Below are 13,723 nucleotides of genomic sequence, written 5' to 3' on the forward strand. Positions count from 1 at the left end.
CGGGCCGACCGGGGCGGTGCCGCTGCTCCAGATGGTGCTGCGGGTCGAACACGACATCTTCGTGGTCCGGCAGCGGGGCCGCGAGGTCGCCGCCGCGGTCGGGCTGGAGCACCAGGACCAGGTACGCATCGCCACGGCGCTCAGCGAGGTGGCCCGGGACCTGCTGCGCGCGGTCGGCGGGGCGGACGTGACATTCACCCTGGTCCACGACGCCGTTGGTGGTGGGCGGCACCTGCGGGTGGACCTCCTCCCGGTGCGCCCGCTGCCCGACGGGCGGTACGAGCCGCAGTCGGGTGCGGTGGCGCGGTTGGTGGACATGTTGGGCGTCGTGACCGGGGAGGGGGATACGGTCGTGAGGATGTCCCGACGTGTCCCGGTCACCGCCGAGGTGCTGACCCCGGAGCGTCTCGCCGAGCTGCGCGCCGAACTCGGCCGGAACGCCCCGGGCAGCGCCCTCGACGAGTTGGCCGCGCAGAACGCGCAACTGATCGCCGCCCTCGACGAGGTACGCAGCCAGCGCGACGAGCTGGCCGTGCTCAACGAGGAACTGGCCGAGACCAACCGCGGCGTGATGGCGCTCTACAACCAGCTCACCGAGGAGCTGGAGGAGACCAACCGCGGCGTGGTCGCGCTCTACGCCGAGCTGGACGAGAAGTCCGCCCAGTTGCGGGCGGCCAGCGAGTCGAAGAGCCGGTTCCTGGCGAACGTCAGCCACGAGCTGCGCGCCCCCGTCACCGCGATCATGGGACTCGGCCGGCTGCTGGGCGACTCCGCCTCCGACCCGCTCACCGCCGAGCAGGCCCGCCAGGTCGGGCTGATCCGCTCCTCGGCGAGCGACCTGCTCACGCTGGTCAACGAGCTGCTCGACCTGGCCAAGGCCGAGTCCGGCCGGATCGAGCCCGACTGGGCCGAGGTGGACCTGCGGCCGATCTTCGGCCAGCTGCGCGGCACGCTGCGGGCCCTGGCCACCCGGCCGGAGGTCGAACTGGTGGTGGAGGAGCCGCCGGCCCCGGCCACGCTGCGCACCGACGAGGTGCTGCTCGCCCAGGTGCTGCGCAACCTCCTGCACAACGGGCTCAAGTTCACCGAGCGCGGGGAGGTCCGGCTGCGGGCGGAGCGGCGGGGCGACCGTTGGCTGCTGTCCGCCTCGGACACCGGCCCGGGCATCGCGCCCGAGCAGCACGACCGGATCTTCGAGGAGTTCTACCAGGTGCCCGGCGCGACCCGGGTGGGCGGCACGGGCCTCGGCCTGCCGTACGCGCGGCGGCTGGTGACCCTGCTCGGCGGCACCCTGGAGCTGGCCAGCGAGCCCGGGCGGGGCAGCACGTTCACCGTCAGCCTGCCCGTGGGCGGAGCGTGACGGTGGAGGGCGGCCCGGCGACCGTGCTGGTGGTCGACGACAGTCGCACCAAGCGGTACCTGCTGGTCAGCTGGCTCTCCCGCGCGGGTTTCACCGTGCTGGAGGCGGAGACGGGCGGCGAGGCCCTGGCCCGCGTCGGCGTGGACCCGATCGACCTCGTGGTGCTCGACGTGCGGCTGCCCGACCTGAGCGGGTTCGAGGTCTGCGAACGGATCAAGGCCGCGCACCCGGCGATGCCGGTGATCCACGTGTCCGCGCACGCGGTCGACGTCGTGGACCGGGCGCAGGGGCTGACCCGGGGCGCGGACGCGTACCTGGCCGAGCCCATCGAGCCGGAGGAGTTGGTCGCCACCGCGCACGCGGTGCTGCGCTACTACCGGGCGCGGCAGCGGGCGGAGCTGCTCGCCGAACGGCTGCTCGGGCTGGCCGACACCACGGTGGCGATGCACTCCGCGCCCAACTTCGCGCGGCTGCTGGAGACGGCGGCGGCCGGGGCGGCCCAGATCTTCAAGAGCCCCGCCGCGGTGGTCGCCGAGACGTTCGACGGCGACTGCGTCGCCGGGGTCGCGGGCGGCCCCGGCGGCACGGCCACGATCGTCCCGTGGCTCGTGGACGACAGCGGCGTGCCGATCGGGACGATGGTCCGGGTGGACGACCCGGCCGGCTGGGGCCTGGTCGACTGGCCGGCGGGGGACACGGTCACGGTGGCCGCCGCCCGGCTCCGCGAGGACCGCCCGCCGCTCTACGTCGTCGTGCCCACCGCGACGCAGACCGCCCGCACGCCCGTGCTGGTGCAGCTCGCCCAGGCCGTCGCGTCGGCGGTGGAGGCGCAGCGCTCCTTCGACGAGGAGCACCGCATCGCGGTCACCCTCCAGCGCAGCCTGCTGCCGCGCCGGATTCCCGAGATCAACGGGCTCGACCTGGCCGTGCGCTACGAGCCGGCGAGCGCGCAGACCGAGGTGGGTGGCGACTTCTACGAGCTGGTGATGCTCGACGGCCACCTGCTGCTGGCGATCGGCGACGTGGCCGGCCACTCGCTGCACGCCGCGACCGTGATGGCCGAGCTGCGGCACGCGGTGCGGGCGTACGCGGTGGAGGGACACCAGCCGGGCGAGATCCTGGAGCGGGTCAACGAGCTGATGCGCACCCTGCTCCCCACGGAGCTGGCCACGATCTGCCTGCTGCTGCTGCACCCGCCCACCGGCCGGGTCCGGCTGGCCAGCGCCGGCCACCTGCCGCCGGTGCTCAGCCTGGACGGCAAGGTGGAGTTCGTGCAGCACTCGGCGCCGCTGCTCGGGGTGCGCGCCCAGCGACCGCCCGACCTGGAGTTCGTGCTGCCGGCCGGGGCGACGCTGGTGTTCTACACCGACGGCCTGATCGAGCGGCGGGACACCACGATCGACGACGGGCTGGCCGCCCTGGCCGCGGCCGCCGGGCGGATCGACGACGATCTGGACCGGTTCTGCGAGCGGCTCCTGGTCGAGCTGGCCCCGCCGGAGATCCACGACGACGTCGCCGTGGTCGCCCTCCGCCGCCGCTGACGTGTAAGGAAGGGCACCTTGTTAACGCCTGGCGCTGTGGAAGGGGCCCTTCCTAACTCCGGCAGCCGCGCCCGGGTCAGCCGACCGAGCGGGCGTACGCGGCAGGCGACACGCCGATGACGGCGGTGAACTCGCGGATCAGGTGGGCCTGGTCGCTGTAGCCGAGGTCCGCCGCGAGCGCCGCCCAGTCCGGCGGGCCGCCCGCGGCCTGCTCGACGGCCTCCTGGAGCCGGTACCGACGGATCACCCACTTCGGGCCGACGCCGACGTGCGCGAGGAACAGGCGTTGCAACCGGCGGACGGAGAGCCCGTGCCGCCGGGCGAAGTCGTCCACCCGCAGCACCGTCCGGTCGGCGCGGATCGCCTCGACCAGGCCGATCACCTCGTCGGTGACCGGGTCGGCCGCCGGCGCCCAGCCGAGCAGCAGGTCGTCCAGCGCTCGGCAGCGCTCGGCGTCCGTACCGTTGCAGCGGCCGGCGGGCGGCGGCCCCTCGGCGGCCGACGCGGCGGCGACCAGGGCGGCGGCCGGCGGCCAGCGGTCGGCGAGCGACGGGACCGGCCACCGCCGCCCGGTCAGCTCGGCGACCGACCGCCCGCGCCAGAACGGCCGGAAGCCGCCCGGCCGGAACTGGACCCCGCTGACCCGGCCGACGCCGGACAGCGTGATCGAGAACAGTTTCCGCCCCACGCCGGCCACCTCGGCGGTCTCCGGGCCGTCGCCGTCGCGCCGGAACACCACGTTCACCGCCGGGTGCGGCACGACCTGCTGCGTGAGCGGCTCGGTCAGCTCCCAGTCGACGAGCCAGTAGTGCTCGACGTACGGCCGGAGCGCCACGGCGGGCAGGTGCCGGCGGAAGCGGACCTGGCGCAGCAGCCGGGCCGGGTCCAGGATGCCCCGGCTGTCCCCGCGCGGCTGCTGTCGCATTTCTTCAAGACCATCCTCATACGCTGGCCGTATGGCAACCCAGACTAGTGACCTGCTGGCGGCGGCCGCGCCGCCGACCGTGGCGGTGGTGCGTGGCATCGCCGACGACCAGCTCGACCTGCCGACGCCCTGCCGCGAGTACGCGGTGCGCGACCTGCTCGACCACCTGTTCCAGGTGGTGGTGAACTTCCAGGCCCTCGCGGCGAAGCGCCCCGTCGAGTGGGCGGACAGGCCTGGCCATCTCACGGACGGTTGGCGCGACCGGTTCGAGGCCGAGACGCGGCGGCTGGTCGACGCCTGGTCCGACCCGTCCGCGCTGGAAGGCGTCTCGCCGGGGATGGGCATGCCGCAGACCACGGTCGGCGGCATGGTGCTGCTGGACCTGACGGTGCACGGCTGGGACCTCGCCGTCGCCACCGGCCAGCCGTACCGGCCCGCCCCCGAGGCGACGGCCGCGCTGCACGAGCTGGTGGGGCAGCTCGGGCCGCAGGCCCGGAAGATGGGCGTCTTCGCGGAACCGGTGTCGAGCGCCGCCGACCTGCCGGAGTTCGACCGGCTGCTCTGCCACACCGGCCGCGACCCCGGTTGGCCCCCGACCGCCTGAGCCTCAACGCCCCGCGCGGCTCGCCGCCGCCCGGGCCTCCTTGCCGCCCGGCCTGCTGTTCCGCGGTGCGCAGTGGTGGAGAAACTGTGGGGAACCTGAGCTGTGTAACGCCGGCGGCGACATGGGCGCTGTTTGCTCTGGAGGCCCGGCCGGACGGGCCCTGGCCTGGGCCGGAAGGCCCGTCGCGTGTGGCAGCGGGAGTTCAACAGATGCACAACCAGCCAGGCGGAGCGCCGCCGGTGTTCGTCGACCGGACCGGGCGTCGCCGCCGGCTAACGGTGATCGTCGGCACCGTGATGGGTCTGGGCCTGCTCACCAGCCTCGGCCTGATCGCCGCCGGCCTCTTCATGGACTCGTCGGTGTCGCTGCCCGGCTGGTCGGACAGCCGCCCGGCGGCACCGCTCGAAGCCGAGGTGGACGGCCGCGGCGAGCTGGGCGGCGCTTCGCCGACCGGCCCCCGTCCGTCACCCCTGACCAGCACCTCGGCCCCGGCACCCACCCGCACGGCCGACACCGCCCCGGCCACCGGCGCTCCCACCGCCCGGCCGAGCCGGTCCGAGCAGCCCGGCCAGGGCGACGAGCGGCGCACCGCCAAGCCCAGCCGGTCCCCTGGCAAGCCGAGCTAGCGGTGGCGCGGCACATCGCCCGGCGTGACCCGCGGGCACACTGGGTCCTGCTCCTGCTCGGGCTGGCGCTGCTGCTCGCGGCGCTCACCGTCAACGGCCTGGTGACCGGGCTCGCCGGCGGCTCCGGCGGGGCGCGGGCCGACACGTCCGCCGGGCCGGCGGTGCCGAAGGAGGTCGCCACCGGCGGGCCGGTGCTGCGGCTCGACCAGGATCGGCCGGTCAGCCGGGTCATGCCCGACCGGACGATCGCGCTGACCTTCGACGACGGGCCGGACCCGCGGTGGACGCCGCAGGTGCTCGACGTGCTGCGCCGGCACGGCGCGCGCGCCACCTTCTTCGTGGTCGGCGCCCGGGTCAACGAGCACCCCGAGTTGGTCCGCCGGATCCTCGCCGAGGGGCACGAACTGGGTTCGCACAGCTTCACCCACGCCGACCTCGGCGCCGCCCCGGACTGGCGGCGCGACCTGGAACTCTCGCTCACCCGCAAGGCGATCGCCGGGGCGGCCGGCCGCGAGGTCACCCTGCTCCGGCCGCCGTTCTCGTCCCAGCCGTCCGCGCTGACCGGCGCCGAGTACGCGGCATTGCGCGCCGCCGCCGGCACCGGGCACGTCACCGTGCTCGCCGACCGGGACACCAAGGACTGGCAGCGGCCGGGCGTGCCGGCCATCGTCGAGGCCGCCACCCCGGAGCAGGGAAGCGGCGCGGTGGTGCTGATGCACGACGGCGGCGGCGACCGGGCCCAGACGGTGGCCGCCCTCGACCAACTGCTGGCCGGGCTGACCCGGCAGGGCTACCGGTTCACCACCGTCTCCGAGGGGATCGACGCGCCGGCCTCCATGGTGCCGGCGAGCGGGGGCAGCCGGCTGGGCGGACACGTCCTCCGGTGGACCCAGGCCGGTGCCGGCTGGCTGGCCGGAGCGATGGACCTGCTGCTCGCGGTCGCGCTGGTGCTGGGCGTGGCCCGGCTGGTCGTGCAGGTGGTCTGCGCGCAGGTGCACGTGCGGCGGGTCCGCCGGCCGAGGCGCGCCCAGCCGACGATCACCGCCCCGGTCTCGGTGATCGTGCCGGCCTACAACGAGGCCGCGAACATCGCCGCGACCGTCCGGTCGCTGGTGGCCAGCGACTACCCGGCGCTGGAGGTGATCGTCGTGGACGACGGGTCCAGCGACGACACCGCCGGGATCGTCGAGCGGCTTCGCCTGCGCGGGGTGCGCGTCATCCGGCAGGCCAACGCCGGTAAGCCGGCGGCGCTGAACACCGGCATCCGGGCCGCCCGCGCCGACCTGCTGGTGCTGGTCGACGGCGACACCGTCTTCCAGCCCGACACCGTCCACCGGCTGGTGCAGGGCTTCGCCGACCCGACGGTCGGCGCGATCTCCGGCAACACCAAGGTCGCCAACCGGCGCCGGCTGCTCGGCCGCTGGCAGCACCTGGAGTACGTGATCGGCTTCAACCTCGACCGTCGGATGTACGACGTGCTGGAGTGCATGCCGACCATCCCCGGCGCGATCGGGGCGTTCCGCCGCGAGGTGCTGTTCGCCGTCGGCGGGGTGCCCGCGGACACGCTGGCGGAGGACACCGACCTCACCATGAAGGTGCTGCGGGCCGGCTGGCGGGTGGTCTACGAGGAGGCCGCCATCGCCTGGACCGAGGCGCCCTCCTCGCTGCGGCAGCTCTGGCGGCAGCGCTACCGCTGGTGCTACGGCACCATGCAGGCGATGTGGAAGCACCGGCACGCGCTGCGCGAGCGGGGCGCCGGCGGCAAGCTCGGCCGGCGCGGCCTGCCCTACCTGACCGTGTTCCAGATCGTGCTGCCGCTGGCCGCCCCGGCGGTGGACGTCTACGCCGTCTACGGCCTGCTGTTCCTGCCCTGGTCGACGCTGGTGCTGGCCTGGGCGGGGCTGTTGCTGCTCCAAGGGGCCACCGCCGCGTACGCGCTGCGGCTGGACCGGGAACGCTTTGGCCCGCTGTGGAGCCTGCCGTTCCAGCAGTTGATCTACCGGCAGCTGATGTACCTGGTGGTGGTGCAGTCGGTGGTCACCGCGCTGATCGGCAACCGGCTGCGCTGGCAGCGGATGGCACGCACCGGCGAGGCCGCCGCCCTGATCCCCACTCCCCGCTGACCCGGCCGACCGGGACCGGCGGGCACCCGGCGGCGTGCCGGCCGCCCGGACCGTCAGCGCGGACCGAACAGGCCGGCGGACCAGGAGAGGGCCAGCCCGAGCACCGCCGAGCAGCAGCAGACCAGCAGCGCGGCGGCGACCACCGCGAGGATCACCCAGGTCGGCCCGCGCCGGGCCACGCCCGGCTTCGCCGCCGCGTCGCCCCGGTCGCCGTCTCCGTCCGGGGAGCCGGGCGGATCGTCCGCCGCCCGGCTCCCGTGCGTTCCGGTCACTCCGCCGTGGCTCAGGCGCGGCCGAGGCGGTCGAGGATCCAGGCGTTGATGAACGCCTCCTCGCGCCACGAGTCGTAGCGACCGCTCGGCCCGCCGTGGCCGGCGCCCATCTCGGTCTTGAGCAGGTAGTCGCCCTGCGGGGCGACCGCCCGCAGCCGGGCGATCCACTTCGCTGGCTCGTGGTAGAGCACGCGGGTGTCGTTGAGGCTGGTCACCGCCAGGAGCGCCGGGTAGTCCACCGCCCGTACGTTCTCGTACGGGGTGTAGGACTTCATGTACGCGTAGACCTCCGGGTCGTCGAGGGGGTTGCCCCACTCCTCCCACTCGGTGACGGTCAGCGGCAGCGACGGGTCCAGGATCGAGGTGAGCGCGTCCACGAAGGGCACCTGCGCGACGATCCCGGCGAACGCGTCCGGGGCGAGGTTGGCCACCGCGCCCATCAGCAGCCCGCCGGCCGAGGCGCCCCGGGCGACGAGCCGGTCGCCCGCCGTCCAGCCGGCCTTGACCAGGTGCCGGGCGCAGGCGACGAAGTCGGTGAACGTGTTCTTCTTGGCCAGCAGCTTGCCCTGGTCGTACCAGCGGCGGCCCAGTTCGCCGCCGCCGCGGATGTGCGCGACGGCGAAGATGACGCCCCGGTCCAGCAGGGACAGTCGGGCGATGGAGAACCACGGGTCCATGCTCGCCTCGTACGAGCCGTAGCCGTAGATGACGCAGGGGGCGGTGCCGTCCTTCGGCGTGCCGGCCCGGCAGACCAGCGAGATCGGCACCCGCGTCCCGTCGTCGGCGAGTGCCCAGTCGCGGTGCTGCTCGTAGTCGGCCGGGTCGTACGCCCGCCCGTCCGGCCCGGGCTTCACAGGCTTCTGCCGGCGCAGCACCATCTGCCGGGTGACCAGGTCGTAGTCGTAGACCGAGTCGGGGGTGACCAGCGAGGTGTAGCGCAGCCGGATCTGCCTGGTCTGGTATTCCGGGTTGCTGTCCAGGCCGACGCTGTAGAGCGGCTCCGGGAAGTCGATGTCGAAGGCGTCGCCGCCGCCGATCGGCAGCACCCGCAGCCCGGTCAGCCCGTTGCTGCGCAGCGAGACGACCAGGTGGTCGGCGAAGGCGTCCACCGCCTCCAGTCGGGTGCCGGGCGAGTGCTCGATCAGCGGCACCCAGTCGCCGGGCGCGTCCGCCGAGGTGTACGCCAGCGCGAAGTCCTCGGCGCCGTCGTTGTGCAGGATCAGGAAGCGGTGGCCGTGGTGCTCGACGGTGTATTCCACGCCCTGCCGCCGGGGCGCCACGGACGCGGGCGCGCCGGTCGGGTTGCCGGCCGGGATCACCAGCACCTCACTGGTGATCTTGCTGTGGATGTCGACGAGGACGAACTTCTCGGAGCGGGTCAGCTCGACGCCGACCCAGAAGCGCTCGTCGTCCTCCTGGTGGACCACCACGTCCTCGCTCGACGGGGTGCCCAGGGTGTGCCGCCAGACCCGGTTGGGCCGCCACGCCTCGTCGACGGTCACGTAGAACAGCACGGAGGCGTCGGCGGACCAGGCGGTGCCGTAGAAGGTGTCGGGCACCTCGTCGGGCAGCAACTCGCCGGTGGAGAGGTCCTTGACCCGCAGCGTGAACCGCTCGTCGCCGGAGAAGTCCGTCGAGTATGCGAGCCACCGCCCGTCGGGGCTGACGTCGAACGCGCCGAGCGCGAAGAAGTCGTGCCCCTCGGCGAGCAGGTTGCCGTCGAGCAGCACCTCCTCGCCCTCCAGCGGCGCGCCGTCCGCGCTGACCGGCGGGTCGGTCTCGCCGTCCCGGACGGCCCGGCGGCACTGCACGCCGTACTGCTGCCCCTCGACCGTGCGGGTGTAGTACCAGTAGCCGCCCTTGCGGCTGGGCACCGACAGGTCGGTCTCCTGGGTGCGCCGGCGGGTCTCCTCGAACAGGTCGGCGCGCAACCCGTCGAGATGCGCCGTCCGGGCCTCCGTGTACGCGTTCTCGGTGGTCAGGTAGGCGATCGTCGCCGGATCGTCCTTGGTGGCCAGCCACGCGTACTCGTCGATGACGGTGTCGCCGTGGTGGGTGCGCTCGCTGGGCACCCGCTTCGCCGTGGGCACGGGGGTCTCGGTGGTCACGGCGTCACGTTACCGGCGCGGGTCACCCTCCGGGTGGTCTCGTCGGTCGACCCGCCGCCACATCTTTCGAACATGTGTACGATGACCGGCATGGCGGCAGCAGCGAGTTCCACCGACCGACCCGGAGCCCTCGACATCACCCGGCGGTTGACGGAGATCTGCGGCCCGCCGTTCGCCCGCCTCGCCGGCCCGGCCGACGAGGTGGCCGGGCGCCCGGCCCGCTGGGTGGCCGTGCCCGGCGGTCCGCACGCCGCCGCCGAGGTGCTGCGGCTGGCGGCCCGGCACGACCTGACCGTCGTGCCGCGCGGCGCCGGCACGAAGATCGACTGGGGTGCCGCCCCCGACCGGGTCGACATCATGCTCGACACCGGCCGGCTCGCCGGGATCGGGCACCAGCCGACCGGCGCGCCCACCGCCGAGGTCGGCGCGGGCACCCCGCTGCGCGCGGTGCAGGCCGCGCTCGAACGCACCGGGCAGCGGCTCGCGGTCGACGCCCCCTCGCCCGGCGCGACCCTCGGCGGCGTGCTCGCCGCCGGCGAGGCGGGCCCCCTGCGGCACCGCCACGGCAGCCCGTGCGACCAACTCCTCGGCGTGCGCTACCTGGACGCCGACGGCGAGCTGGTCGACGCCGGCGGCGGCGTCGACGGGCTGGAGCTGGCCCGGCTGCTCTGCGGCTCGCAGGGGGCACTCGGCGTGCTGGTCTCCGCGACCCTGCGGGTGCAGGCCGTGCCGGCCGGCCGGATCTGGGTCACCCGGCCGGTCTGGACCCCGCTCGAGGTGCACGACCTCGTCCGCAGGGTGCTCGCCGCGCGCCTCGACCCGGCCGCGGTCGAGCTGGACCTGCCGGCCGGCGCGGGACCCCGGCCGCGCCAGGACGGCCGGGCCGAGTCGATGGCGCGACACCCGTCCATGGCGGGGCGCGCCGCGCTCGGCCCGGCCGGTGCCGGTCGGCTCGCGGTGCTGCTGGAGGGCGGCCCGGCCGACGTCGCCGAGCGGGCCGACCGCCTGGTCACGCTCCTCGGCGGCAGGTCCGGGGTCAGCCACTCGGCGCCGGAGTGGTGGCGTCGCTACCCGTTCGGCCCGGGCGACACGGCGCTGCGGATCGAGGTGCCGATCGCCGACCTGCACGCCGCCGTCTACGCGCTGCGCGACGCCGCCGGCGCTCCCGTCCCGGTGCGCGGCTCCGCCGGCCTGGGCGTGGTGCACGCGGCCCTGCCCGGCGCCATGGCTCCCGACCGGGTGGCCTCGATCCTGGCCGCCGTCCGCGGGGTGCTCCTCGCCCGGCAGGGGCGGTGCGTGGTGCTCTCCGCGCCGCCGGCCGTCCGGCGGGCCGTCGACCTGTGGGGCGAGCTGGCCGGGCTGCCCCGGCTGCGCGCGGCCAAGGAGCACCTCGACCCCCACCACCGCCTCGCCCCGGGCCGCCTCCCCGGCGGCCTGTGACCGTCCGGCCGGCCTCAGTCCAACCACCAGCGCTGCATGTCGGTACCGATCGGCGCGAAACGGATCGCGGCCACGATCACCGCGGTCACGGTCAGGGCGAGCAGCACCCGCCACGTGCGCCGGGAGATGGACGGCCGAGACCCGGTCAGCAGCGCCACGGAGTAGACCGCCAGCAGCGGTCCGGCCGCCAGGCCGCAGAGGTAGAGCAGCGACACGGCGCCGTAGAGCCAGGTGAACGGGTTCGCCCCGCTCAGTCCGAACGGCACCAGATCCTTCGGGTCGTACGCCCCAGTGTGCATCTCGTCGGGGCCGACCCCGGCAGCGACCATCCGGCCCACCCAGAGCGTGAGGACGACGACGAAGGCGGCGGTGAGCGCCGACTGGGCGGCGACGACGGTACGCAGCAGCGGCGGGCGCTCGGCGGCTTCATGGACGACGCTCGACATGCCGTCAAACTAGCGAAGTCCGCCGACCGGGGCCGCCCCGATCCGCCCGGGACGGTGGGACCGACCCGGTTGCGTCGTGTCGATCCCGCCCGGCGCGTCGTCAGGCGGCGTCGTTGCGGAGCACCAGGATGGCGATGTCGTCGCGGGGCGCCTCGGCCGAGAAGCCGAGCGCGGTCGAACGCAGCCGGGCGGCCACCACGTCGGCCGAGTAGCCGGCGAGCGGGGCGGCGGCGTCGCGCAGCCGGTCGCTGCCGAACAGTTCCCGGCCGCGCCGCCGCTCCGTGACCCCGTCGGTGTAGAAGACCAGCGAGTCGCCCGGTTCGAGCGGGATCTCCGCCGTCGGCGAGGTGATCGAGTCGAGCAGCCCGAGCGCCGTGCCGCCGGCGCCGACGAAGGCGGCCCCGCCACCGGAGCGCAGCAGCACCGGCCGGTCGTGGCCGGCGAGGTGCAACGACACGTCGAGCTGCGTGCCGTCGCCCGGCCCGACCGCCGCGAGGGCCAGCGTGCAGTACCGCCCGCCACCCCGCTCGACCAGCGTCTCGTTGACCCGGGCCAGGGCCTCCGGCAGCGGCTTGCCGTCGCCGACCAGCACCCGGATGACGTCGCGGACCAGACCGGTCACCGTGGCCGCCTGCACCCCCTTGCCCGAGACGTCGCCGACCACCACCAGCCAGCGCCCGTCCGGCAGCGGCACCACGTCGTAGAAGTCGCCGCCGACGTCGGCGTCGTCGCCGGTGGGGACATACTCGGCGGCGAAGCCGATGCCCTCGACCACGGGCAGCACCGGCGGCAGCAGCGACTGCTGGAGGGTCTGCGCGACCCGGCGGCGCTCGGCGTGGATCCGGGCGTTCTCGATCGCCAGCGCCGCCCGCCGCGCCACGTCCTCCAGCACGGCGACCTCGTCCGGGTCGTGCCGGTGCCGCTGGTGCCGGCCGACGGCCAGGGTGCCGAGGCGCTGCCCCCGGGCGATCAGCGGCACCGCGAAACCCTCCATCGGCGCGCCGAGCGGCATCTGCGTGCCGTTGCGGGACGCCTCCCGCAGCCGGGCCTGGACCGACTCCGGGCCGGTCTCCTGGAGCACCTTGTGCAGGTGGGGCAGCACCGACTCGTCGGCATGGCTGGCCGCCGCGAGGCGCAGCCGGCCCCACTCGTCGGTGGTGTGCACCGCGCACCACTGCCCGAGCCGGGGCACCACGAGCTGCGGGATGAGCGCCATCGTCAGCTCGACGTCCAGGGACTGCGCGAGCAGCTCGCTGGCCTCCGCGAGGAAGGTCAGCCAGGCCTGGCGGCGGACGTCCGCCCGGCGCAGCCGGTCGTTCTCCAGGTGCAGCGAGAGCCGCTCGGCCATCAGCACCGCCAGCGGCCGGGCGTACGCCGACGGCGCCGCGTCCAGCTCCAGCTCCCCGCTGTACGGCCGGTGCACCGCCAGCGGCACCCGGAGCAGCTCGTTGCCGGGCCGGGGCTGGCGGCCGTACCGGGCCAGTACCTGTGCGCCCTGTCCGTCCCCCCGGTCCAGCCGGACCACCCCGCCGGCCGCGCCGACCATCTCGGCGACCCGGGTGAGCAGGCCGGTCGCGAAGTCGGGCAGCGGGTCCTCGGCGTACGGGTCGGGGGTGGTCTGCATCAACTCGCTCATCGCCCCCGCGCTCGGCGCGGAGCTCTCCGCCGTCGCGGCGGCGCCACCCCCGGCGGCCGCGGCGCTCGGCGCCGTCCCCCGCCCGGCGTGGGTCTCCCAGTCGCCGCCCGGGTCGGGCCGGTCCAGCCGGAACCAGACGCCCTTGCCGGTCGGCAGATAGGTGGTGCCCCAGCGGCTGGCGAAGTGGTCGACCAGCAGCAGGCCCCGGCCGCGCTCGGAGACCTCGTCGATGTCCGTGGTGTCGTTGCGGACCCCGACGGTCAGCTCGTCCACCGGGCCGGCCGCGAAGTCGGAGACGGTGACGGTGAGCCCGTCCGGGTCGGCGACGACCTCGATGTCCAGTTCGGTGCGGGCGTGCTCCACCGCGTTGGTGGAGAGTTCCGTGGTCAGCAGCAGCGCCTCGTTGACCAGCTCGTCCAGGTGTGCCTCGGTGAGCACCGACCGCACCAGCGCCCGCGCCGCCGCGGGCGTACGCCGGTCGGCGGGGAGCCGGACGCGCCGGACGTGCTCGTCTCGGCCCCTGGTCTCCGCGGGCCCCGTCTCCGCTGACACCCCCGTATCCTCCACCGCCGTCCGCTCGGCTGCCAAGCCGGTGCCGGACGAGCGGAGCGGAGGGCGCCGGGCCGGCGTGGCGGCCGGCGG

11 protein-coding genes are annotated in these 13,723 nt (G+C 75.0%); 6 read left to right on the top strand and 5 right to left on the bottom strand.

Annotation, left to right across the window (positions count from 1 at the left end; genetic code table 11):
* Positions 1-31 precede the first annotated feature (31 nt).
* Both ACGF5G_RS00220 and ACGF5G_RS00225 read left to right on the top strand, forming a co-directional pair.
* The gene (locus tag ACGF5G_RS00220) at positions 32-1,360 is read left to right on the top strand and encodes a sensor histidine kinase (RefSeq protein WP_393259157.1); all 1,329 of its coding nucleotides are present in this window, start codon (positions 32-34) and stop codon (positions 1,358-1,360) included.
* Between the two features lie 2 nt (positions 1,361-1,362).
* Entirely contained in the window at positions 1,363-2,901 is a 1,539-nt protein-coding gene (locus ACGF5G_RS00225) for a SpoIIE family protein phosphatase (protein ID WP_393257361.1), read from the top strand.
* A 76-nt stretch (positions 2,902-2,977) separates the two neighbouring features.
* Here the strand turns inward: ACGF5G_RS00225 and ACGF5G_RS00230 are convergent, their stop codons facing one another.
* The gene (locus ACGF5G_RS00230) at positions 2,978-3,826 is read right to left on the bottom strand and encodes a DUF6597 domain-containing transcriptional factor (RefSeq protein WP_393257363.1); all 849 of its coding nucleotides are present in this window, start codon (positions 3,824-3,826) and stop codon (positions 2,978-2,980) included.
* A gap of 31 nt (positions 3,827-3,857) precedes the next feature.
* On the opposite strand from ACGF5G_RS00230, the gene ACGF5G_RS00235 reads away from it, so the two are divergent.
* The 3 genes from ACGF5G_RS00235 (at position 3,858) to ACGF5G_RS00245 (ending at position 7,179) form a co-directional block, all read left to right on the top strand.
* On the top strand, positions 3,858-4,430 hold the full coding sequence (locus tag ACGF5G_RS00235; protein WP_393257365.1) for a TIGR03086 family metal-binding protein: 573 nt from the start codon (positions 3,858-3,860) through the stop codon (positions 4,428-4,430).
* A gap of 209 nt (positions 4,431-4,639) precedes the next feature.
* Entirely contained in the window at positions 4,640-5,056 is a 417-nt protein-coding gene (locus ACGF5G_RS00240; protein ID WP_393257367.1) for a hypothetical protein, read from the top strand.
* A 2-nt stretch (positions 5,057-5,058) separates the two neighbouring features.
* Positions 5,059-7,179 carry a bifunctional polysaccharide deacetylase/glycosyltransferase family 2 protein gene (locus ACGF5G_RS00245; RefSeq protein ID WP_393257369.1) on the top strand — a complete coding sequence of 707 codons (2,121 nt, stop codon included), beginning with the start codon at positions 5,059-5,061 and terminating at the stop codon, positions 7,177-7,179.
* A gap of 53 nt (positions 7,180-7,232) precedes the next feature.
* On the opposite strand, the gene ACGF5G_RS00250 is transcribed toward ACGF5G_RS00245, so the two are convergent.
* The gene (locus ACGF5G_RS00250; RefSeq protein ID WP_393257371.1) at positions 7,233-7,451 is read right to left on the bottom strand and encodes a hypothetical protein; all 219 of its coding nucleotides are present in this window, start codon (positions 7,449-7,451) and stop codon (positions 7,233-7,235) included.
* Between the two features lie 11 nt (positions 7,452-7,462).
* Positions 7,463-9,559 carry a S9 family peptidase gene (locus ACGF5G_RS00255; RefSeq protein ID WP_393257373.1) on the bottom strand — a complete coding sequence of 699 codons (2,097 nt, stop codon included), beginning with the start codon at positions 9,557-9,559 and terminating at the stop codon, positions 7,463-7,465.
* Between the two features lie 90 nt (positions 9,560-9,649).
* Here ACGF5G_RS00255 and ACGF5G_RS00260 point away from each other — a divergent pair, with 90 nt between their 5' ends.
* Entirely contained in the window at positions 9,650-10,999 is a 1,350-nt protein-coding gene (locus ACGF5G_RS00260; protein WP_393257375.1) for an FAD-binding oxidoreductase, read from the top strand.
* Between the two features lie 14 nt (positions 11,000-11,013).
* Here the strand turns inward: ACGF5G_RS00260 and ACGF5G_RS00265 are convergent, their stop codons facing one another.
* Positions 11,014-11,445 carry a hypothetical protein gene (locus tag ACGF5G_RS00265; protein WP_393257377.1) on the bottom strand — a complete coding sequence of 144 codons (432 nt, stop codon included), beginning with the start codon at positions 11,443-11,445 and terminating at the stop codon, positions 11,014-11,016.
* A gap of 100 nt (positions 11,446-11,545) precedes the next feature.
* Entirely contained in the window at positions 11,546-13,633 is a 2,088-nt protein-coding gene (locus ACGF5G_RS00270; RefSeq protein ID WP_393257379.1) for a SpoIIE family protein phosphatase, read from the bottom strand.
* Positions 13,634-13,723: the final 90 nt, after the last annotated feature.

Origin of the sequence: Micromonospora sp. NPDC047730, from assembly GCF_043204765.1 — a bacterium.
Lineage (GTDB): Bacteria > Actinomycetota > Actinomycetes > Mycobacteriales > Micromonosporaceae > Micromonospora.

Bases quoted from the DNA above. Each gene is read 5' to 3' on its own strand.
- ACGF5G_RS00220 (WP_393259157.1), top strand. From the start codon at position 32: ATGGTGCTGCGGGTCGAACACGACATCTTCGTGGTCCGGCAGCGGGGC.
- ACGF5G_RS00235 (WP_393257365.1), top strand. From the start codon at position 3,858: ATGGCAACCCAGACTAGTGACCTGCTGGCGGCGGCCGCGCCGCCGACC.
- ACGF5G_RS00265 (WP_393257377.1), bottom strand. From the start codon at position 11,445: ATGTCGAGCGTCGTCCATGAAGCCGCCGAGCGCCCGCCGCTGCTGCGT.
- ACGF5G_RS00260 (WP_393257375.1), top strand. From the start codon at position 9,650: ATGGCGGCAGCAGCGAGTTCCACCGACCGACCCGGAGCCCTCGACATC.
- ACGF5G_RS00230 (WP_393257363.1), bottom strand. From the start codon at position 3,826: ATGCGACAGCAGCCGCGCGGGGACAGCCGGGGCATCCTGGACCCGGCC.
- ACGF5G_RS00240 (WP_393257367.1), top strand. From the start codon at position 4,640: ATGCACAACCAGCCAGGCGGAGCGCCGCCGGTGTTCGTCGACCGGACC.